This is a genomic window from Streptomyces sp. NPDC006174, assembly GCF_040614075.1.
Taxonomy (GTDB): Bacteria; Actinomycetota; Actinomycetes; order Streptomycetales; family Streptomycetaceae; genus Streptomyces.
This window is the reverse complement of the sequence record NZ_JBEXTJ010000006.1, coordinates 412618-432087: the sequence shown is the minus strand read 5'-3', so window position 1 is coordinate 432087 and position 19470 is coordinate 412618. Positions and strand designations below refer to the sequence as shown.

Below are 19470 nucleotides of genomic sequence, written 5' to 3'. Positions count from 1 at the left end.
GGCTCCGCCGGAAGCCGGAAGCCGGAAGCCGGAAGGCGAACTTGGGAAGGCGGAGCCCGCACACCTCGCTACGACACCTACGCCGCTTCCGGCACCCGTGTACCCCTCTGACGCGCCGGAGCCACCCCCAGGTCCGTCAGGATCGCCTCCGCCGCCCGCCGCCCCGAGTGCAGCGCCCCCTGGACCGAGCTGGTGTCCCGGTGGTCGCCGCACACGTACAGTCCCGCCAGTACCCGCACCGGCCGGCGCGGGTCGTGCGGGGCCTCCATCGCGGGGACCGCCTCCGGGTCGTGGTGGGCGGCCAGCAGTTCCCAGTCGTCCGTCGGCATCCCGTACAGCGCCGCCAGCTGCCTCCGTACGGAACGGTCCAGGTCCGGCGGCGGCGTCCCGAGCACCGTCGACGTGATCAGCGTCCGGCCCTCCGGAGCGCGCGACGGGTCGACCGCGCTCATCACCGCCGTGTACGCCACCGGCCCCGACCGGTCGCCGTCCAGCACCAGCGACCTGCCGGTCGGCGGCGGCGCGGGCGCCGTGTGGTGAAGGACCGTCACCGGACGGAAGGCCGGCACCCGCAGCCCCGGCAGCAGCTCGGCCGCCGCTCCCGCACCGGTGGCCAACAGCAAGGAGCGGCAACCGAGTTCGCCGTGCTCCTTGGTCCGTACGCTGGTGATATCGGCGGCCGTCACATGCACTCCGGTCCGTACCGTGCCGGGCGGCAGTGCGGCGGCCAGCAGATCCGGCAGCGTTCCCGAACCGCCCGCCGGTACACACAGTCCGCCCCGCGCATAGTCGCGCAGCGCCAGATCCGCGTACCGGCTCGACGTGGTGAGACCGGGGTCGCCGAGGAGCGCAGAGAGCAGCGGGCGCAGGACGCCGTCCACCGTACGGGCGGGCATCTGGCCGGCCCGCAGTGCGGCCAGCGCCGTCCGCTCGGGGCGGGCCAGGATCCGGGCCGTCGGGGTGGCGGCCAGCCGGGAGAGCGCGGCGCCGAGCCGGGCCCGGTCGATCGCGTCGGACACGGTGGCGGTGGAGCGGAGGCCTGAGCCCTTCACGCCCAGGCCGCTCCGGGACGCGAGCCGCAGGTGGCTCCCGTACCCGCCCGGCGAGGCGTGGGGGGCGCTCGATCGGGTGCGTACGGCCCTGAGTGCGCCCCTCGCGCTCCGTATGTCGCCGGTGCGGTGGCGACGACCCTCGCTGTGCACCAGGACGCCGGGCGCGAACTCCCGCAGTTCCGGCGTACCGAGTCCCGGCGTGGCGGTCAGCTCCGGCCAGGAGGCGCAGAGCAGGGGGCCGAGCTGGTCGAGGCGGAAGCCGTCCACCTCACGGGTGGCCAGCCGGCCGCCCACGGTGGGGGCCGCCTCCAGAACACTGACGCCGACTCCGGCGCCGGTCAGCAGATGGGCCGCTGAGAGGCCGGCGATCCCGGCCCCGATGATGATCACGTCCGCGTGGTGTGCCGTGCTGCGCACGAGGCCCTCCCCGAGTCGGTGCGACTGGTGGGGGCTTCTTGCCCCCAACAGGTCCCCGGAATGCCGGAGTTCGCATCGAGGTTAGGAGGATGGCTGATAGTGGGTCAGACGCGCGTGGCCGGGAGCACCGGGGCACGGGGTCGCACACCCGGCCCGCCGCGAGCGGGCGCGGCTCAGCGCAGTGCCGCGCGGATCGCCGCGTCGATGCCGGGGAACGCGAACGAGAAGCCGGAGTCCAGCAGCTGACCGGGGATCACGCGCTGACTGCCCAGCACGTCGTCGGCGAACTCACCGAGCGCGGCCCGCAGCGCGGGCGCCGGGGCGGTGAACAGGGTCGGGCGGCGCAGGACGCGGCCCATCGCGGCGGTCACTTCCGCGTTGGTGACCGGGTCGGGGCCGGTCAGGTTCACCGGGCCGGTCAGCGAATCGGTGTCCAGGATGTGGCGCAGGGCCGCGACCTCGTCGTGCAGCGCGATGAAGCTCCAGTACTGGCGGCCGTTGCCCATCCGCCCGCCGAGCCCCGCCTTGAACAGTGGGAACAGCCGTCCCCACGCGCCACCCTCGCGGGCCACCACCAGTCCGGTTCGGGCGTGCACCGTACGGATGCCGCGCTCCTCGGCGGCGGCCGTCGCGGCCTCCCACTCCTCGCAGACGGAGGGCAGGAAGCCTTCTCCGGGCGGCGCGCTCTCGTCCACCGCACGGTCTCCCGTATCGCCGTAGTAGCCGATGGCAGAGCCGGAGAGCAGGACCTTAGGCGGGGTGTCGAGCGAGGCGACGGCCTCGGCGATCGCGGCCGTGCCCAGCGCCCGGCTCTCGCGGATCTCCCGCTTGTAGTCGTCGGTCCAGCGGTGGTCGCCGACCCCGGCCCCGGCGAGGTGGACGACCGCGTCGCAGCCCACGAGCCCGGCCACGTCCACGTAACTCCGCTTGGGATCCCACGCCACCTCGTCCCCGGACCTGGCGGGCCGCCGCACCAGGCGGGCCACCTCGTGCCCGTCGGCGCGCAGCGAGCGCACGAGCGCCGCTCCGATGAGTCCGGACGATCCAGTGACGGCGATACGGGAGGTCGGCATGGTGCCATCCTGCCCCACGGAATACGGGAAACACGGCAGCAGCCGCCAGGGGAGAACCCGGCAGCGGCCGCTACGGGAGACCCTGCAGCCGATACGGGGGAAAGCCGGCGCGGATACGGGGGAAAACACCATGGAGTGCGAAGAACCCGGCATGGGACAGTGACGTCATGTCCGCAACCACCACCCTCCACGCCGTCTCCGTCCGTCCCGCTCTGCCCGCCGACGAGGAAGCCCTCGGCGAGCTCGACCGCTCCACCTGGTCGACGCTGCACGCGGTGGTGCCGCGGCCCCAGCCTCCGTACGAGCCGTTCTTCGACGAGCGCCACCAGCCCGAGGACTTCCTGGTGGTCGAGGCCGAGGCCGCGACCGACGCGGACGGGACGCGCATCGCCGGTTACATACGCCTGGTCCCGCCCACGCCCCTCGCCTGCAACGCTCATGTCCGCCAGATACAAGGCCTCGCGGTGGCGTCCTGGGCGCGCGGAGCCGGGGTCGGGCGGACCCTGCTGCGGGCCGCGTGCGCCGAGGCACGGCGCCAGGGAGCCAACCGGATCACGCTGCGCGTGCTCGGCCACAACACTCCGGCCCGCGCGCTGTACGCCTCCGAGGGGTTCGCCGTGGAAGGCGTGCTGAGCGGGGAGTTCTTCCTGCACGGGCGCTATGTCGACGACGTGCTGATGGGCCGTTCGCTGGCCCCCTGATCGTCCTGATCGACGGCCGGGCGGCTCAGCGCGGTGCGAAGCGGTCCCAGAGCTCCGGGTAGCGGGCGGCCAGCGCCTCCTCGTCCTCGAAGTCGACCGGGGAGCCCAGCGGCTCGGTCGGCTGCGGCGGCAGTCCCAGATCGGGCGCGACCGCGCCCGTGAGCTGCTCGTACGCCTCGTCGGCGGCGTAGCCCAGCTCCTCGCCGTCGCCGTCGATCTCCTCGTCGAAGTCGTCCAGCAGTTCCGCCAGACCGTCCGGGTCGTGCAGCGCGCCCTCGAAGACCTCCCGGCCCTGGCCGATCAGCCAGCACCGGAAGTAGTCGAAGGCGTCGTCGCTCGCGCCGCCGAGCAGTACGGCGGCCGCGCCCCACAGGTCCCAGCCATAGGCGCGGTTGTAGCGGGCCTCGAAGTGCCGGGCGAAGTCCAGCACGGAATCGGGGTCGAGCCGCACCAGCCGTTCCACGAGCAGGTCGGCCTGCTCCTCGGGGTCGCCCTCGGCTCCCGCGCGGCTGCTGTCGATGAGCTCCCAGAATTCCGTCTCGTCCATCACGGGTCCAGCATCCAGCCTGCCGGGACCCCTCGCACGCTCAGACGGCGAAAAGAAGCCTTTCAGCGATAAAGGTCACGCAGGCGTTCGACCGCCTCGGCGAGTCGGCGACGCAGCTCGTCCGGCGCCACGACCTCCAACTCGGGACCCAGCGAAAGGAGCTGGCTGTATGCCACGTCCAGTGATTCCACGGGAAGGACCACCGTGCGCCACCCGTCCGGACCGGCGGGAGAGGCCTCGGAGAGGGCCGTAGCGGCGGCCGCCCGGTCGCCGGTGTACGCGAGCTGCCGCGCACCGCTCTCGGACACCCGTACGGTCACCTCGGTACGGAGGAGGGACCGGGCGAAGTCGGCGGCCCGCTCCTCCCAGAACGCGGGCAGGTCGAAGCTCTCGTCCCGGTCGAAGCGCTCGTCGGCCGGCTCCACCGAGGTGAACCGGTCGATCCGGTAGACCCGGAAGTCGTCCGCGCCCCTGGCGCAGAGGTACCAGACACCGGCCTTGAGGACGAGTCCGTACGGAGCGAGCTCCCGCGCCACCTCCGTTCCGTTCCGTCCGTTCTCGCGGCCTCCGCCCTTGCGGTAGCGGGCCCGGAGCAGGCGGTCGTCCCAGACGGCGTCGGCGATCACGGGCAGGAGGTCGGGCGGCTCGGGCTCGTGGTACCAGGACGGGGCGTCCAGGTGGAAGCGCTGGGCGGCGGAGGCCGAGGCGTCACGGAGGGAGGGAAGGAGGGCGGCCGAGACCTTGAGGCGGGCGGCCGACGCCGCGTCCTCCAGGCCCATCTCGCGCAGTGCGGAGGGCAGGCCGGAGAGGAAGAGGACCTCCGCCTCGTTGCGGGCGAGGCCGGTCAGCCGGGTGCGGTAGCCGCCGATGAGCCGGTAGCCGCCCGCCCGGCCGCGCTCCGCGTAGACCGGGACACCGGCCTCGGAGAGCGCCTGGGCGTCGCGGGTCACCGTGCGCTCCGACACCTCCAGCTCCGCCGCCAGTTCGGCGGCGGACATGACGGGACGGGACTGAAGAAGGAGGACCATCTTGATCAGCCGAGCAGCACGCATGCGCCCATTGTGGCGGCAGCGAGGCCCATGGGCCGCAGCCCGGCCGTCCGCGCCGAAACCCCCGGCCGCCGGGGCGGGCACGTTGTCGGACGCGCTCGCCCCGGTGACCGGGGGTCTCGGATCTGTACGGGAGTGGGGCTCAGAGGCCGTAGCGCTCCCGGGCCTCCTTGACCGCCGAGGCCGGGACCTCGCCGCGCTTGGCGAGCTGGGCCAGCGAGGCGACGACGATCGACTGCGCGTCGACGCCGAAGTGGCGGCGGGCCGCCGCGCGGGTGTCGGAGAGGCCGAAGCCGTCCGTGCCGAGCGAGGACCAGTCCTGCTCCACCCACTGGCTTATCTGGTCCGGCACCTGGCGCATCCAGTCGCTGACCGCCAGCACCGGGCCCGGCGCACCGGAGAGCGCCTGGGTCACGTACGGGACCTGCACCTCACCGCGGAGGAGCGCCTCGTCGGCCTCCAGCGCGTCGCGGCGCAGCTCGCCCCACGAGGTGGCGGACCAGACGTCGGCCGTGACACCCCAGTCGGCGGCCAGCAGCTCCTGGGCCTCCAGGGCCCAGTGGATCGCCGTGCCGGAGGCCAGCAGCTGCAGGCGCGGCGCGTCCGCCTTGGCGGGCGTGCCCTCCTTGAAGCGGTACAGGCCCTTGACGATGCCCTCCTCGACGCCCTCGGGCATCGCGGGCTGGGGCTTCGGCTCGTTGTAGACCGTCAGGTAGTAGAAGACGTCCGAGTCCTCGCCGGGGGCCGCCTGGCCGTACATCCGGCGCAGACCGTCCTTGACGATCACCGCCACCTCGTACGCGAACGCCGGGTCGTAGTTGAGCGAGGCCGGGTTGGTGGCCGCGATCAGGTGCGAGTGGCCGTCCGCGTGCTGGAGGCCCTCACCGGTCAGCGTCGTACGGCCCGCCGTGGCGCCGACGATGAAGCCCTTGCCGAGCTGGTCGGCGAGCTGCCACATCTGGTCGCCGGTCCGCTGCCAGCCGAACATCGAGTAGAAGATGTAGAACGGGATCATCGTCTCGCCGTGCGTCGCGTACGACGTGGCGGCGGCGATGAAGTCGGCCATGGCCCCGGCCTCGGTGATCCCCTCGTTGAGGATCTGGCCGTCCTTGGCCTCCTTGTAGTACATCAGCTGGTCGCGGTCGACCGGGTCGTACGTCTGGCCCAGCGGCGAGTAGATGCCGGCGGACGGGAAGAGCGACTCCATACCGAAGGTACGGGCCTCGTCCGGGACGATCGGCACCCAGCGTTTGCCGGTCTCCTTGTCCCGCATCAGGTCCTTCACCAGGCGGACGAAGGCCATGGTGGTGGCCATCTCCTGCTTGCCGGACCCCTTGTACAGCGCCTTGAACGCGCGCTCCTCCGGCTGCGGCAGCGGAGCGGAGGCGTGCATCCGGCGAGCCGGTGCCGGACCGCCGAGGGCCGCGCGGCGCTCCTGGAGGTAGCGGACCTCCGGCGAGTCGGCGCCGGGGTGGCCGTAGGGGACCAGACCGTCCTCGAAGGCGCTGTCGGGGATCGGGAGGCCGAGCAGCTCGCGCATGCTCTTGAACTCGTCGATCGACAGCTTCTTCATCTGGTGGTTGGCGTTCTTGGACTCGAAGCCCTTGCCGAGCGTGTAGCCCTTGACCGTCTGGGCCAGGATCACGGTCGGCGCGCCCTTGTGCTCGACGGCCGCCTTGTACGCCGCGTACACCTTGCGGGCCTCGTGGCCGCCACGCGAGGTGTAGAAACACTCGGCGATCTTCGCGTCGGTGAGCAGCTTCGCCAGCTCGGCGAGGGCGGGCTCGGCGCCGAAGAAGTGGTCGCGGATGTAGGCGACGTCACGGGTGGCGTACGTCTGGAACTGCGCGTCCGGGACCTCGCGCAGGCGGCGCAGCAGCGCGCCCGTGGTGTCCAGCTGGAACAGCTCGTCCCACGCGTTGCCCCAGAGCGTCTTGACGACGTTCCAGCCGGCCCCGCGGAACTGCGCCTCCAGCTCCTGGACCACGCGGAAGTTGGCGCGGACCGGGCCGTCGAGCCGCTGCAGGTTGCAGTTGATGACGAAGGTCAGGTTGTCGAGCTGCTCACGGGCCGCGAGGGCCAGGGCCGCGGTCGACTCCGGCTCGTCCATCTCGCCGTCGCCCAGGAAGGCCCATACGTGCGAGTTGGCGGTGTCCTTGATGGAGCGGTTGGCCAGATAGCGGTTGAAGCGCGCCTGGTAGATCGCCGAGAGCGGGCCGAGGCCCATCGACACCGTGGGGAACTCCCACAGCCAGGGCAGCCGCCGCGGGTGCGGGTAGGAGGGCAGGCCCTCGCCACCGGACTCCTGGCGGAAGTTGTCGAGCTGCTGCTCGCTCAGGCGGCCGTCGAGGAAGGCGCGGGCGTAGATGCCGGGGGAGGCGTGGCCCTGGATGTAGAGCTGGTCGCCGGAGCCGTCCCCTTCCTTGCCGCGGAAGAAGTGGTTGAAGCCGGTCTCGTAGAGCCAGGCCGCCGAGGCGAAGGTGGCGATGTGGCCGCCCACCCCGTACCGGGCGCCACGGGTCACCATCGCGGCCGCGTTCCAGCGGTTCCACGCGGTGATCTTCGACTCCATCTCCAGGTCGCCGTCGAACGCGGGCTCGGCGGCGGTCGGGATGGAGTTGACGTAATCGGTCTCCAGCAGCTTGGGCAGCGCGAGACCGGCGCCCTCGGCGTGCTGCAGCGAGCGGCGCATGAGGTACGCGGCGCGGTGCGGGCCGGCGGCCTTGGTGACGGCGTCCAGGGAGGCCGCCCATTCGGCGGTCTCCTCGGGGTCACGGTCCGGGAGCTGGTCGAGCTCGCTCGGAAGCTTTCCTACGGGGTCGGTCATGATCGCCGCCTTCCGGAGAGGAGGGGGGTGGAGAAGGCTCTATCTGGCAGGACAGAGCGATGGGGCCGGTGGGCCCGCGAAGTGAACTGTAAGACGCTGATCGATGATCGATCAAAGGATTGAAGGCAAAACTTCTCGATACGAAGAAAAGTGGCATGGGGTGCCTCGAAACAGGGCACGGAGTGACGCGAAATAGCGCGCAAATGGGGCGGTGACCTGCACGGAAGAGCAGGTCGCACGCCAAATGATCCAGTGGCTCAGGCTCGTGGTGCGCAGCCCAGCACATGCGCCTTCACCAAGGCGCCGATCTGCGGGTCCCCGGCGAGGAACGCGTCGATGAGGGCCTGGTGCTCCTCCGCGTACGACTTCTGCACCGTGCCGAGCCAGCGGATGGAGAGAGCCGTGAACACCTCGATGCCGAGCCCTTCCCAGGTGTGCAGCAGCACCGCGTTCCCGGCGGCCCGGACCATCTCGCGGTGGAAGCCGACCGTGTGCCGGACCTGCGCCTCGCCGTCGGCCAGCCGGTCCGCCTCGTACAGCGCGGCCACATGCGGTTCCAGCGCCGAGCAGTCCTGGCCGAGCAGCGGGGCCGCCAGCTCGGCGGCGATCTGCTCCAGGCCGGCCCGTACCGGGTAGCTCTCCTCCAGATCGGCGGCGGTGAGGTTGCGGACCCGGACGCCCTTGTTCGGGGCCGACTCGATCAGGCGGAGCGTCTCCAGCTCACGGAGCGCTTCGCGTACGGGTGTCTGGCTCACCTCCAGCTCGGTGGCGATGCGGCGCTCCACGATCCGCTCACCCGGCTTCCAGCGCCCGCTGACGATCCCCTCCACGATGTGCTCGCGGATCTGTTCGCGCAGCGAGTGGACGACGGGCGGGGTCATGTGGTGCTCCTTCAGGGCAGACCGGTGCTGCCTACATCATCACGGTGGCGGTGGGCCTCCCGGGCTGTTTAGACAATACGGCGGCGCCCCCGCCCGGAAGAGTTCCGGACGGGGGCGCCGCTGGTGAGGCTGGTTACAACCGGAGCGTTCAGAGGCCGAGCTCGACCTCGAACTCACCGGCCTCCAGGATCGCCTTGACCGACGTCAGGTAACGGGCGGCGTCCGCACCGTCCACCAGGCGGTGGTCGTAGGAGAGCGCGAGGTACGTCATGTCGCGCACCGCGATGGTCTCGCCGAGGTCCGGGTGGTCGATGACCACCGGGCGGCGGACCGTGGCACCGATGCCCAGGATGGCTGCCTGGTTCGGCGGCACGATGACGGTGTCGAAGAGCGCACCGCGCGAACCGGTGTTGCTGATGGTGAAGGTGGCACCGGACATGTCGTCCGGGGTCAGGCCGCCACCGCGGGCCTTGCCGGCCAGCTCGGCGGTCTTCTTCGAGATGCCGGCGAGGTTCAGGTCGCCCGCACCCTTGATGACCGGGGTCATCAGGCCCTTCTCCGCGTCCACGGCGATGCCGATGTTCTCCGCGTCGAAGTACGTGATGGTGCCTTCGCCCTCGTTGATCCGGGCGTTGACGACCGGGTGGGCCTTCAGCGCCTGGGCCGCCGCCTTCACGAAGAACGGCATCGGGGACAGCTTGACGCCCTCACGGGCGGCGAACGCGGCCTTCGCCTGGTTGCGCAGCTTCATCAGCTTGGTGATGTCGACCTCGACGACCGAGGTCAGCTGGGCCTGCGAGTGCAGCGCCTTCATCATGTTGTCGCCGATGACCTTGCGCATGCGGGTCATCTTGACCGTCTGACCGCGCAGCGGGGAGGCCTCCAGCTTCGGCGCCTTCGCGACGGCGGCATGGCCTCCGCCAGTCACAGCGGCGGGTGCCGGAGCAGCGGCAGCGGCCTTGGCGGCCTCCGCGGCGGCGACGACGTCCTGCTTGCGGATACGGCCACCGACGCCGGTGCCCTTGACCGAGCCCAGGTCCACGTTGTTCTCGGACGCGAGCTTGCGGACCAGCGGCGTGACGTAGGCGCCGTCGTCACCGGAAGGCGCGGCCGGAGCGGCCGGTGCCTGGGCGGCGGCGGGAGCGGGCTGCGCCGGAGCGGCCGGAGCCGGTGCGGGAGCGGCGGGGGCCTCCTGCTTCGGCGCCTCAGCCTTCGGGGCCTCCTGCTTCGGGGCCTCCTGCTTCGGCTCCTCGGCCTTCGGCTCCTCGGCCTTCGGCGCCTCGGCCTTGGGAGCCTCCTGCTTCGGAGCCTCCTCCTGCTTGGGCTCCTCGGCCTTCGGGGCCTCCTGCTTGGGGGCCTCCTGCTTCGGGGCGGCGCCCGGAGCACCGATGACGGCGAGCTTGGCGCCGACCTCGGCGGTCTCGTCCTCGCCGACCACGATCTCCAGCAGCACACCGGCGACCGGGGCGGGGATCTCGGTGTCGACCTTGTCCGTGGAGACCTCGAGCAGCGGCTCGTCCTCCGCGACCTCCTCGCCGACCTCCTTCAGCCAGCGGGTGACGGTGCCCTCGGTGACGCTCTCGCCGAGCGCCGGGAGGGTGACGTCGGTGCCTTCGGCGGACGAACCGCCGGTGGCCGCCTCAGCGGTCGGGGCCTCGGCAGGAGCCTCGGTCTCGGTCGACGGGGCGGTGGGCGCCTCTTCGGCGGCCGGGGCCGGAGTGGCGGCCGGCTCGGTGGACTCGGCCTCGGCCGGAGCCTCGTCCTGCGCCGGAGCGCCGGAGCCGTCGTCGATGACGGCCAGTTCGGCGCCGACCTCGACGGTCTCGTCCTCGGCGACCTTGATGGAGGACAGAACACCGGACGCGGGGGCCGGGATCTCGGTGTCGACCTTGTCGGTCGAGACCTCGAGCAACGGCTCGTCGGCCTCGACGCGCTCGCCCTCGGCCTTCAGCCAACGGGTGACAGTGCCCTCGGTGACGCTCTCGCCGAGCGCCGGAAGGGTTACGGAAACCGACATGGTTTCAGTTGCTCCTTACGAAAATGCGGAAGTGGTCGGTCGTCGCGCCCGGAACGGGGAGATCAGTCGTGGGCGTGGAGGGGCTTGCCCGCCAGCGCCAGGTGGGCCTCGCCCATCGCCTCGTTCTGCGTCGGGTGGGCGTGGATGAGCTGGGCGACCTCGGCGGGCAGCGCCTCCCAGTTGTAGATCAGCTGGGCTTCACCGACCTGCTCGCCCATGCGGTCGCCCACCATGTGGACGCCGACCACGGCACCGTCCTTGACCTGGACGAGCTTGATCTCGCCCGCGGTCTTCAGGATCTTGCTCTTGCCGTTGCCCGCCAGGTTGTACTTGAGGGCGACGACCTTGTCCGCACCGTAGATCTCCTTGGCCTTGGCCTCGGTGATACCGACGGAGGCGACCTCGGGGTGGCAGTACGTCACCCGGGGCACACCGTCGTAGTCGATCGGGACGGTCTTCAGGCCGGCGAGACGCTCCGCCACCAGGATGCCCTCGGCGAAGCCGACGTGGGCGAGCTGGAGGGTCGGGACGAGGTCGCCGACGGCCGAGACCGTCGGGACGTTGGTCTGCATGTACTCGTCGACCAGGACATAGCCGCGGTCCATCGCGACGCCCTGCTCCTCGTAGCCGAGGCCCTGCGAGACCGGGCCTCGGCCGATCGCGACGAGCAGCAGCTCCGCCTCGAAGGTCTTGCCGTCGGCGAGGGTGACGCGGACGCCGTCCTGCGTGTACTCGGCCTTCTCGAAGAACGTACCGAGGTTGAACTTGATGCCGCGCTTGCGGAAAGCGCGCTCAAGAAGCTTCGAGCTGTTCTCGTCCTCGACCGGGACGAGGTGCTTGAGGCCCTCGACGACGGTGACCTCGGTGCCGAAGGACTTCCACGCCGAGGCGAACTCGACGCCGATGACGCCGCCGCCCAGCACGATCGCCGACTTCGGGACGCGGTCCAGCTTCAGCGCGTGGTCCGAGGAGATGATCCGGTCGCCGTCGATCTCCAGGCCCGGCAGCGACTTCGGCACGGAGCCGGTCGCCAGCAGCACGTGGCGGCCCTGGACGCGCTGGCCGTTCACATCCACCGAGGTCGGCGAGGAGAGCTTGCCCTCGCCCTCGATGTAGTGGACCTTGCGCGAGGCGATGAGACCCTGGAGACCCTTGTACAGGCCCGAGATCACATCGTCCTTGTACTTGTTGACGGCCTCCATGTCGATGCCCTCGAAGGTGGCCTTCACGCCGAACTGGGCCGACTCGCGGGCCTGGTCCGCGATCTCGCCCGCGTGCAGCAGTGCCTTCGTGGGGATGCAGCCGTTGTGCAGGCAGGTGCCGCCGACCTTGCCCTTCTCGATCAGGGCGACGTCCAGGCCCAGCTGCGCTCCGCGCAGGGCCGCGGCGTACCCGCCACTGCCACCGCCGAGGATCACTAGGTCGAAAACGGTGCTGGCGTCGTTCGCCACGTCACGTCCTCCATGCATGTGCGCCGTACGCCGGGCCCCGTCGCTGGGGTGTGACCGGCCGGTCGGCTGGTGTTCGGCCGCTTTTGTCTTCGGCCCTGTGGTGGGGGCCCTGTCCTGCCGAGAACCCATCTTCGCACTTGTCGACGGCGGGCGGGACGCGGGGCCCGGGTCCGGGACGGATGATCGTCCGTTCCGGAGGGTTACTGCTGCGTAGATACCTACGGATTCGACCGGTGTTCGTCGAGAGCGAAACCCTGCCTCCTCCGGCGAGAGCGAACCGGTCTCTTCGGACGAGAGCGAAACCTTGTCTCTTCTTACCGGTCCCGCCCGGACAACACGTACGGCCCCGGACCTATGCCCGGGGCCGTACGGATCGGTCACTCAGCCCAGGTCGCCGTCGGCGGTCCGCTCGGCGAGCCGCACCAGGGTGCGGACGGCGGAGCCGGTGCCGCCCTTGGGCGTGTAGCCGTACGGAGCGCCCTCGTGGAAGGCCGGGCCTGCGATGTCCAGGTGCGCCCAGGCGATGCCCTCGCCCACGAACTCCTTCAGGAACAGGCCGGCCACCAGTCCGCCGCCCATGCGCTCGCCCATGTTGGCGATGTCGGCGGTGGGTGAGTCCATGCCCTTGCGCAGGTCGGCGGGGAGCGGCATCGGCCAGGAGGCCTCGCCGACCTCCTCGGCGATCTCGTGGATCGACGTACGGAAGGCGTCGTCGTTGGCCATGATCCCGAAGGTGCGGTTGCCGAGCGCCAGCACCATCGCGCCGGTCAGCGTCGCCACGTCGACGATCGCGTCCGGCTTCTCCTCCGAGGCGCGGGTCAGCGCGTCGCCCAGGACGAGCCGGCCCTCGGCGTCGGTGTTGAGGACCTCGACGGTCTTGCCGCTGTACATGCGCAGCACGTCACCGGGGCGGGTGGCGGTGCCGGAGGGCATGTTCTCGGCGAGCGCCAGCCAGCCGGTCACGTTGACCTTCAGGCCGAGGCGGGCGGCCGTGACGACGGCGGCGAACACGGCGGCGGCGCCGCTCATGTCGCACTTCATCGTCTCGTTGTGGCCGGCCGGCTTCAGCGAGATGCCGCCCGAGTCGTAGGTGATGCCCTTGCCGACGAGGGCCAGGGTCTTCTCCGCCTTCGGGTGGGTGTAGGCGAGCTTCACCAGGCGCGGTCCGTTCGCGGAGCCCTGGCCGACGCCGAGGATGCCGCCGAAGCCGCCCTTGACCAGGGCCTTCTCGTCGAGCACCTGGACCTTGATGCCGTGCTCCTTGCCGGCGGCGGTGGCCACGGCGGCGAAGGACTCGGGGTAGAGGTCGTTGGGCGGGGTGTTGATCAGGTCGCGGGCGCGGTTGATCTCCTCAGCCAGCGCGAGGGCGCGCTCGACGGCCGCCTTGTACGCCTTGTCGCGCGGCTTGGCGCCGACCAGGGTGATCTCGGCGAGCGGGAGCTTCGGGCCGCTGTCCTTGGCGTCCTTGGGCGCGAGCTTGTTCTCGCCGCCCTGGTAGGCGGTGAAGGCGTACGCGCCGAGCAGGGCGCCCTCGGCGACGGCCGCGGCGTCCTCGACGGAGCCGGCGGGCAGCGCGAAGCCGGCCTTCTTGAAGCCGGAGAGTGCACGGGCGGCGGTGCCGGCGGCGCGGCGCAGCGCCTCGGCGTCGTACGCGTCCTCCTTGTCCGGGACCGGACCGAGGCCGACCGCGATGACGACCGGGACCTTGAGGCCGGACGGCGCGGGCAGCTTGGTCAGTTCGCCCTCGGCACCCACGGCCCCCAGGGTCGCGAGAACGGAGGCGAGCTTTCCGCCGAACGCCTTGTCCACGGCCTCGGCGCCCGGTGCGAGGACCAGGTTCCCCGACTTGGATCCAGCGGTCTTCGCGACGCCGACGACGAGGGCGTCGGCGCGCAGCGTCGCCGCACCGGCAGTGCTGAGAGTGAGAGCAGTCACGGTGGTGAAATCTCGCTTCCGTTGAGTTCCAGTTCGGTCGAGGGGTGGGCCGACCGTGCCCGGCGCATCGTGGACGCCTCCGCGATGTGCCGGGATCGAGCCTACGCGCGCCGTTCGCCGGGAGTTACGGCGGCGGGCCGTTCCGGACCGGTACGGCGGTCGGTTCCGGCCGTACGGAGAGCCTGGTGGGCCGGAGGCGCGGCGGTCAAGGGCCGAGCGCCAGCACCACCAGCGCCGCCGTGGCCGCCGCCTCCGCCACCCCGCCGAACACATCCCCGGTGACCCCGCCGAACCGCGTGACGCAGTGGCGCAGCAGGAGTTCGGCGGCGGCCAGGGCCCCGAGCACCGCGAGCGCGTGGTGCAGCGCACCGTACGGCCCGAACACCGCACCCGCCGCCGCGCACAGACCCACCGTCACCACCGCCACCAGCACCGCCCGCCCCACCGGGACCGTGGCCGCCACCACCGCGCCGAGCCCCTCCGGCCGGGCCGCCGGGACGCCCTGACGGGACGCCAGGGTCAGCACGAGCCGGGCCGCGACGGACGCCACGACCGCCCCGAGCGCGCCCTGTGCCCAGCCCCCGTCCCCGTACAGCTCGAAGAGGACGGCGACCTGCGCCAACAGCACCAGCAGCAGCGCGATGACACCGAACGGCCCAATGTCCGACTGCTTCATGATCCGCAGCGCGTCCTTTGCCGGTTTCCCGCTGCCGAGCCCGTCCGCCGTGTCCGCGAGCCCGTCCAGATGCAGCCCTCGGGTCAGGACGGCCGGCACCGCGACGGAGGCGACCGCCGCGAGCAGCGGACCGGACCCGGCCAGCAGCGACAGCGCGCCGAGCGCGCCGGCGAGCAGGCCGACGACGAGCCCGGCGAGCGGAGCGAGGACCATGCCGGTCCGGGCGGTCGCGCGGTCCCAGCGGGTCACGCGGACGGGCAGCACGGTGAGGGTGCCGAAGGCGAAACGCAGGCCGTGGCTGTTCAGGGAGGTCACCGCGGGCAGGTTAGCCGCTCCCGTGCGCGGATAGATTGGCCGAAACGTCGGAAAAGCCGCAGAGCTGAGCAGATCGGGAGCGGGTGGCATGGGCAACTGGTGGCACACCAACATCGCCGAACCGGGCAAGCTCCCGCTGCTCCTCGCGCTGGCCGCCTTCGTCCTGACCTTCGCGGTCACGCGCACGATCACGCGGATGATCCGCGCCGGGAAGGGCCCGTTCCGTAACGTCACACCGGGCGGGATCCACATCCACCACGTGGTGCCCGGCGTCGTGCTGACGGTCGTCGGCGGCTTCGGCGCGGTGGCCGCGGGACGGCACGGAGTGGCCGCCGGGATCTGTGCGGTGATCTTCGGTGTCGGGGCCGGTCTGGTGCTGGACGAGTTCGCGCTGATCCTGCATCTGGACGACGTGTACTGGACCGAGGAGGGCCGCCAGAGCGTCGAGGTGGTCGTGCTGACGGCCTCACTGGTGGCGCTGGTTCTGGCGGGGTTCTCGCCGCTCGGCGTGGACGACGTGACCGACGAGGAGCAGCAGAGCAGGCTCGGCGTCATCACCTCGTACGCGGTCAACTTCTGCTTCGTCCTGATCGCGCTGTTCAAGGGCAAGACCCGGATGGCGGTGCTCGGCACACTCGTCCCGTTCGTCGCGCTGATCGGCGCGCTCCGCCTGGCCCGTCCCACCTCACCGTGGGCCAAGCGCTTCTACCGCAACCGCCATCGGGCCCGCTCCAAGGCGGTGCTGCGCGCCTACCACCACGATGTGCGGTGGGTGGGGCCGCGCCGGAAGTTTCAGGACCTCATCGGCGGCACTCCGGACCGCCTCCCGCTGCCGCCCGCCCGCAAGCCCTGACCCCGGCCCTCCCGCCGCCGCCCGAGCAACTCCCGTACGGCGCAGATCACCAGGACCGCGGCGATGGAGGCCAGATGTTCCCGGCCCGCCAGGTTGTCCTTGACCAGGACCTCCACCACCATCGCGAGGACCACCAACGCTCCGGTGAACCAGGCCCGGTAGGCGTGGCAGACGTACACCGCGAGCCCGACCACCGCCGCGGAGGGCCCGGTGTCCACCACCTGCGCGTCCGAGGCCGGCAGCCCCAGGAACGCGTCCGGGCCGAGCGCGATGCCGGCCCGTGCGTACAGCGTCCCCGCCAGCGTGGCCACGTACGCGATCGCCAGCGTCCGCCATCGGCCCAGGCACAGCTCCGCGATGCCGAAGACCAGCAGGATCTGCGCCAGCGCACCCCACACCGGCAGGTCGAGAGCGGGCACGAACAACGACAGCGGTGTACGGAGCAGAGCCGGCCAGACCGGGTCCTCGGCCCGTACCGCGCCCAGCTCCTGCACCGGGCCGTAGCCCCATGACTGGTTCTGGACCAGCTGGACGGTCGCGGTCAGCGTCACCGCCGTCAACGTCAGTGCGAGCGCCCGTACTCTGTGGTCGTGCAGCCCGGTCCGTACGGTGGTGAAGAGCGGGCCCCACTCCCGCGGCGCGGCCCGGCGCAGCGCCGGGAGGCGGCTCATCTATGCGCGCCGAGACGCGCGCGGTGCAGCCACTTCGGCAGCCCCGGCGCTTCCAGGAACCCTTCGGCGCGGCCCGCCGCGATGGAGATGCGCGCCAGGTCGGCGCTCTTCTCGAACAGCATGAAACGCGGCTCCCAGATCGGTCGGTACTTGGCGTTGGCCCGGTAGAGCGACTCGATCTGCCACCAGCGCGAGAAGAAGCTCAGCAGCGCACGCCACAGCCTCAGCACCGGTCCCGCGCCGAGCCGCGATCCCCTCTCGAAGACGGACCGGAACAGGGCGAAGTTGAGCGAGACCTGAGTGATCCCGATCTCGCCGGAGCGCTGGAGGAGCTGGATGACCATGAACTCCATGAGGCCGTTCTCCGCCTCGCGGTCGCGGCGCATCAGGTCCAGCGAGAGGCCGTGCGGGCCCCACGGGACGAAGCTGAGGACCGCGCGGAGTTCGCCGCTCTCGCCGTCCTCGCTCGCGTTCCGGCACTCCAGCATCACGCACCGGCCGTCGGCCGGGTCGCCGAGGCGGCCGAGCGCCATGGAGAAGCCGCGCTCGGTCTCGCCGTCGCGCCATGCGTCCGCGCGCCGGACCAGCTCGGCCATCTCGGCCTCCGGGATGTCCGCGTGGCGGCGGATGGTGACCTCGTAACCGGCGCGCTTGACCCGGTTGTAGGCCTGCCGCACGCCGCGCATCGCCCGTCCGTCGAGCGTGAACTCCGCCGTCTCCACGATCGCCTCGTCACCGAGCTCCAGCGCGTCCATCCCGTGCCGGGCGTAGACCGTGCCGGCCTCCTCGCTCGCGCCCATCACGGCCGGGATCCAGCCGTGTTCGCGGGCCTCGGCGAGCCACGGTTCGATCGCGCCGGGCCAGGCCTCCGGGTCGCCGATCGGGTCGCCGGAGGCCAGCGAGACCCCGCCGACGACCCGGTGGACCACGGCGGCCTTGCCGGTCGGCGACCAGACGGCGCTCTTCTCGCGGCGCAGCGAGAAGTAGCCGAGCGAGTCCCGGTCGCCGTGCTTGTCCAGCAGCGCGCGCAGTTTCGCCTCGTCCTCGGCGGTGAGCGGGTCGACGGCGCGGCGGGAGCGGAACGCGGCGTAGACGACGGCGATCAGGAGCAGCGTCGAGAGGATGTTGATGATGACGTTCACCCAGCCCGGTGTGGTGATCCCGGGGGAGCGCGAGTCGTCGGCGGCCACCGAGACCAGCCGCAGCGCGCCGTAGCGCCACCGGTCCAGGAAGGTGGAGCGGTAGTCGTCAGGGGCGGTGTTGGTGACGGTCACCAGGGCCGTCGCGATCAGCGAGGTGACCAGCAGCCCCACCACGGCGACCAGGGACGCCAGCTTCGGGTTGGAGCGGTCACCCTTGGCGTAGAACTCCCGGCGTCCCAGCACCAGCGCCACGACGAAGGCGGCCGTCAGCGCCAGCGAGATCCAGTTCTGCGCATGCTGCCGGATCTCCGCGAAGAAGAACGCGAGGATCAGCGCCAGGAGGACGAGCCCGCCGAGGACCATGTTCACGATCCACGCGGCCCGTTTGCGGCGGCGCATCGTGACCGCCAGGAAGAGCGCGATCACGCCGGAGGAGAACCCGGCCGTGAGCAGGTACGGCGTGAAGTAGTTCTCGGTGTTGTGGCGGCGCAGGTCCTGGCCGAGAGCGACCCAGACGGCGCTCAGGAGATTGATGAACGAGACGACGCGCAGGTACCAGATGGCGAACGCCGCGCTGCGCCGGGACCGGACGGTGCTGTTCCGGGCTGCCTCTTCTGCCGATCGAACCTCTCCCATGAGAGATGATCATATGGCGCATTACGGACACAGGGGCGGCGGTGGACATACGGTGAGGCCGCCCCGGCCCGGCTCGCTCGGCCCGCCCGGCCTCAGGTCGCGTCGAGAGCCTGTACGTCGTACTCCTCGCTCCCGGAAGGCCCGGCGTCCTCCTCCTCGTCCTTCTCCGGCGTACGCTCCGGCAGCTCGGCGGCGAGCGCGGCCGCGGCCTGCACCAGCGGCAGGGCCAGCAGCGCGCCCGTGCCCTCGCCCACCGTCATCCCGTGGTCCAGCAGCGGCGTCAGCGCCATCCGGTCCAGCGCCTTCGCCTGCGCCGGCTCTCCGCTGACCTGCCCGGCCAGCCACCAGTCCGGCGCCCGGAACGCCGCCCGCTGCGCCACCAGCGCACAGGCCGCCGCCACGACCCCGTCCAGGATCACCGGCATCCGCCGCACCGCCGACTGGAGCAGGAACCCCGTCATCGCCGCCAGATCCGCCCCGCCCACCGTGGCCAGCAGCTCCAGCTGGTCACCGAGCACCGGCCGGGCCCGGCGCAGCGCGTCCCGGATCGCGGCGCACTTGCGCATCCAGGCCAGATCGTCGATGCCCGCACCACCGCGCCCCGTCACCACCGACGCGTCCGTCCCGCAGAGCGCGGCGACCAGCGTGGCGGCGGCCGTGGTCCCGCCGACGCTCAGGTCACCGAGCACCACCAGATCGGTGCCGGAGTCGGCCTCCTCGTCGGCGACGGCCACGCCCAGGCGGACGGCCCGTTCGGCCTCCTCCGCACTCAGCGCGTCCTCGATGTCGATGCGCCCCGACCCGCGCCGCACCCGGTGACGTACGACGGACTCGGGCAGCAGCTCCGGGTCGCAGTCGATTCCGGCGTCCACGATCCGCAACGGCACGGAGAACCGCCGGGCCAGCACCGCCACCGGGCTCGCGCCGTCGAGCGCCGCCCGCACCAGCTCATGCGTGGTGCCCGCCGCCCGCCCGGAGACGCCCAGCTCCGCCACACCGTGGTCACCGGCGAAGAGGACCACGCGCGGCTGCGATACGGCCTTGACCGGTACGGACTGCTGCGCGGCGCTGAGCCACTCGCCGAGCTCGTCGAGCCGGCCCAGCGCGCCCGGCGGGACGATCAGCCGCTCCCGCCGTTCCTCGGCGTCGCGCCGCACGCCTCCGTCGGGGCGTTCGATCAGGTCGGAGAAGTCGTCCAGGTTCACGGAGGTCTGCCTCGCGGGTCGT

The 19470-nt window shown here is 71.7% G+C and carries 15 protein-coding genes; 2 read left to right on the top strand and 13 right to left on the bottom strand.

What is annotated here, in order from left to right:
• Positions 1-77: 77 nt before the first annotated feature.
• Entirely contained in the window at positions 78-1469 is a 1392-nt protein-coding gene (locus tag ABZ267_RS16630; protein ID WP_356751705.1) for an NAD(P)/FAD-dependent oxidoreductase, read from the bottom strand.
• Positions 1470-1642: 173 nt separating this feature from the next.
• Positions 1643-2542, bottom strand: a complete 900-nt coding sequence (locus tag ABZ267_RS16625; RefSeq protein ID WP_356751707.1) for a TIGR01777 family oxidoreductase — start codon at positions 2540-2542, stop codon at positions 1643-1645.
• Positions 2543-2709: 167 nt separating this feature from the next.
• On the opposite strand from ABZ267_RS16625, the gene ABZ267_RS16620 reads away from it, so the two are divergent.
• Positions 2710-3243, top strand: coding sequence for a GNAT family N-acetyltransferase (locus ABZ267_RS16620; protein WP_356751709.1), 534 nt, complete (start codon positions 2710-2712; stop codon positions 3241-3243).
• A 25-nt stretch (positions 3244-3268) separates the two neighbouring features.
• Here the strand turns inward: ABZ267_RS16620 and ABZ267_RS16615 are convergent, their stop codons facing one another.
• The 8 genes from ABZ267_RS16615 to ABZ267_RS16580 all read right to left on the bottom strand — a co-directional run bounded on the left by ABZ267_RS16615 (position 3269) and on the right by ABZ267_RS16580 (position 14941).
• A complete protein-coding gene (locus ABZ267_RS16615) occupies positions 3269-3790 on the bottom strand; it encodes a DUF4240 domain-containing protein (RefSeq protein ID WP_356751711.1) in 522 nt (173 codons plus the stop codon).
• 62 nt (positions 3791-3852) lie between these two features.
• Positions 3853-4842, bottom strand: coding sequence for a YafY family protein (locus ABZ267_RS16610; protein WP_356751713.1), 990 nt, complete (start codon positions 4840-4842; stop codon positions 3853-3855).
• 139 nt (positions 4843-4981) lie between these two features.
• The gene (gene aceE / locus ABZ267_RS16605; RefSeq protein ID WP_356751715.1) at positions 4982-7666 is read right to left on the bottom strand and encodes a pyruvate dehydrogenase (acetyl-transferring), homodimeric type; all 2685 of its coding nucleotides are present in this window, start codon (positions 7664-7666) and stop codon (positions 4982-4984) included.
• Positions 7667-7923: 257 nt separating this feature from the next.
• A complete protein-coding gene (locus tag ABZ267_RS16600; RefSeq protein WP_018511906.1) occupies positions 7924-8547 on the bottom strand; it encodes a GntR family transcriptional regulator in 624 nt (207 codons plus the stop codon).
• 148 nt (positions 8548-8695) lie between these two features.
• On the bottom strand, positions 8696-10564 hold the full coding sequence (gene sucB / locus ABZ267_RS16595; RefSeq protein ID WP_356751717.1) for a 2-oxoglutarate dehydrogenase, E2 component, dihydrolipoamide succinyltransferase: 1869 nt from the start codon (positions 10562-10564) through the stop codon (positions 8696-8698).
• 62 nt (positions 10565-10626) lie between these two features.
• Entirely contained in the window at positions 10627-12015 is a 1389-nt protein-coding gene (gene lpdA / locus ABZ267_RS16590; protein ID WP_356751719.1) for a dihydrolipoyl dehydrogenase, read from the bottom strand.
• A 381-nt stretch (positions 12016-12396) separates the two neighbouring features.
• Positions 12397-13950, bottom strand: a complete 1554-nt coding sequence (locus ABZ267_RS16585; RefSeq protein ID WP_356751721.1) for a leucyl aminopeptidase — start codon at positions 13948-13950, stop codon at positions 12397-12399.
• Positions 13951-14155: 205 nt separating this feature from the next.
• Positions 14156-14941: an adenosylcobinamide-GDP ribazoletransferase gene (locus tag ABZ267_RS16580; RefSeq protein WP_356751723.1), complete on the bottom strand. Its 786-nt coding sequence runs from the start codon at positions 14939-14941 to the stop codon at positions 14156-14158.
• A gap of 88 nt (positions 14942-15029) precedes the next feature.
• Here ABZ267_RS16580 and ABZ267_RS16575 point away from each other — a divergent pair, with 88 nt between their 5' ends.
• On the top strand, positions 15030-15794 hold the full coding sequence (locus tag ABZ267_RS16575; protein WP_356751725.1) for a hypothetical protein: 765 nt from the start codon (positions 15030-15032) through the stop codon (positions 15792-15794).
• Here the strand turns inward: ABZ267_RS16575 and ABZ267_RS16570 are convergent.
• From ABZ267_RS16570 to cobT, 3 genes are all read right to left on the bottom strand, one after another.
• Positions 15734-16465: a hypothetical protein gene (locus tag ABZ267_RS16570; protein ID WP_356751727.1), complete on the bottom strand. Its 732-nt coding sequence runs from the start codon at positions 16463-16465 to the stop codon at positions 15734-15736. The genes ABZ267_RS16575 and ABZ267_RS16570 overlap by 61 nt on opposite strands.
• Positions 16462-18243 carry a phosphatidylglycerol lysyltransferase domain-containing protein gene (locus ABZ267_RS16565; RefSeq protein ID WP_356751729.1) on the bottom strand — a complete coding sequence of 594 codons (1782 nt, stop codon included), beginning with the start codon at positions 18241-18243 and terminating at the stop codon, positions 16462-16464. Before ABZ267_RS16565 ends, ABZ267_RS16570 begins: the two co-directional genes overlap by 4 nt.
• 92 nt (positions 18244-18335) lie before the next feature.
• Entirely contained in the window at positions 18336-19448 is a 1113-nt protein-coding gene (gene cobT / locus ABZ267_RS16560) for a nicotinate-nucleotide--dimethylbenzimidazole phosphoribosyltransferase (protein ID WP_356751731.1), read from the bottom strand.
• Positions 19449-19470: the final 22 nt, after the last annotated feature.

What these genes read in the sequence shown, in the direction of transcription:
- ABZ267_RS16625 (WP_356751707.1), bottom strand. Translation starts at nt 2,542, where the DNA reads ATGCCGACCTCCCGTATCGCCGTCACTGGATCGTCCGGACTCATCGGA.
- ABZ267_RS16575 (WP_356751725.1), top strand. Translation starts at nt 15,030, where the DNA reads ATGGGCAACTGGTGGCACACCAACATCGCCGAACCGGGCAAGCTCCCG.
- ABZ267_RS16600 (WP_018511906.1), bottom strand. Translation starts at nt 8,547, where the DNA reads ATGACCCCGCCCGTCGTCCACTCGCTGCGCGAACAGATCCGCGAGCAC.
- ABZ267_RS16570 (WP_356751727.1), bottom strand. Translation starts at nt 16,465, where the DNA reads ATGAGCCGCCTCCCGGCGCTGCGCCGGGCCGCGCCGCGGGAGTGGGGC.
- ABZ267_RS16565 (WP_356751729.1), bottom strand. Translation starts at nt 18,243, where the DNA reads ATGGGAGAGGTTCGATCGGCAGAAGAGGCAGCCCGGAACAGCACCGTC.
- sucB (WP_356751717.1), bottom strand. Translation starts at nt 10,564, where the DNA reads ATGTCGGTTTCCGTAACCCTTCCGGCGCTCGGCGAGAGCGTCACCGAG.
- ABZ267_RS16620 (WP_356751709.1), top strand. Translation starts at nt 2,710, where the DNA reads ATGTCCGCAACCACCACCCTCCACGCCGTCTCCGTCCGTCCCGCTCTG.
- ABZ267_RS16615 (WP_356751711.1), bottom strand. Translation starts at nt 3,790, where the DNA reads ATGGACGAGACGGAATTCTGGGAGCTCATCGACAGCAGCCGCGCGGGA.
- aceE (WP_356751715.1), bottom strand. Translation starts at nt 7,666, where the DNA reads ATGACCGACCCCGTAGGAAAGCTTCCGAGCGAGCTCGACCAGCTCCCG.
- ABZ267_RS16610 (WP_356751713.1), bottom strand. Translation starts at nt 4,842, where the DNA reads ATGCGTGCTGCTCGGCTGATCAAGATGGTCCTCCTTCTTCAGTCCCGT.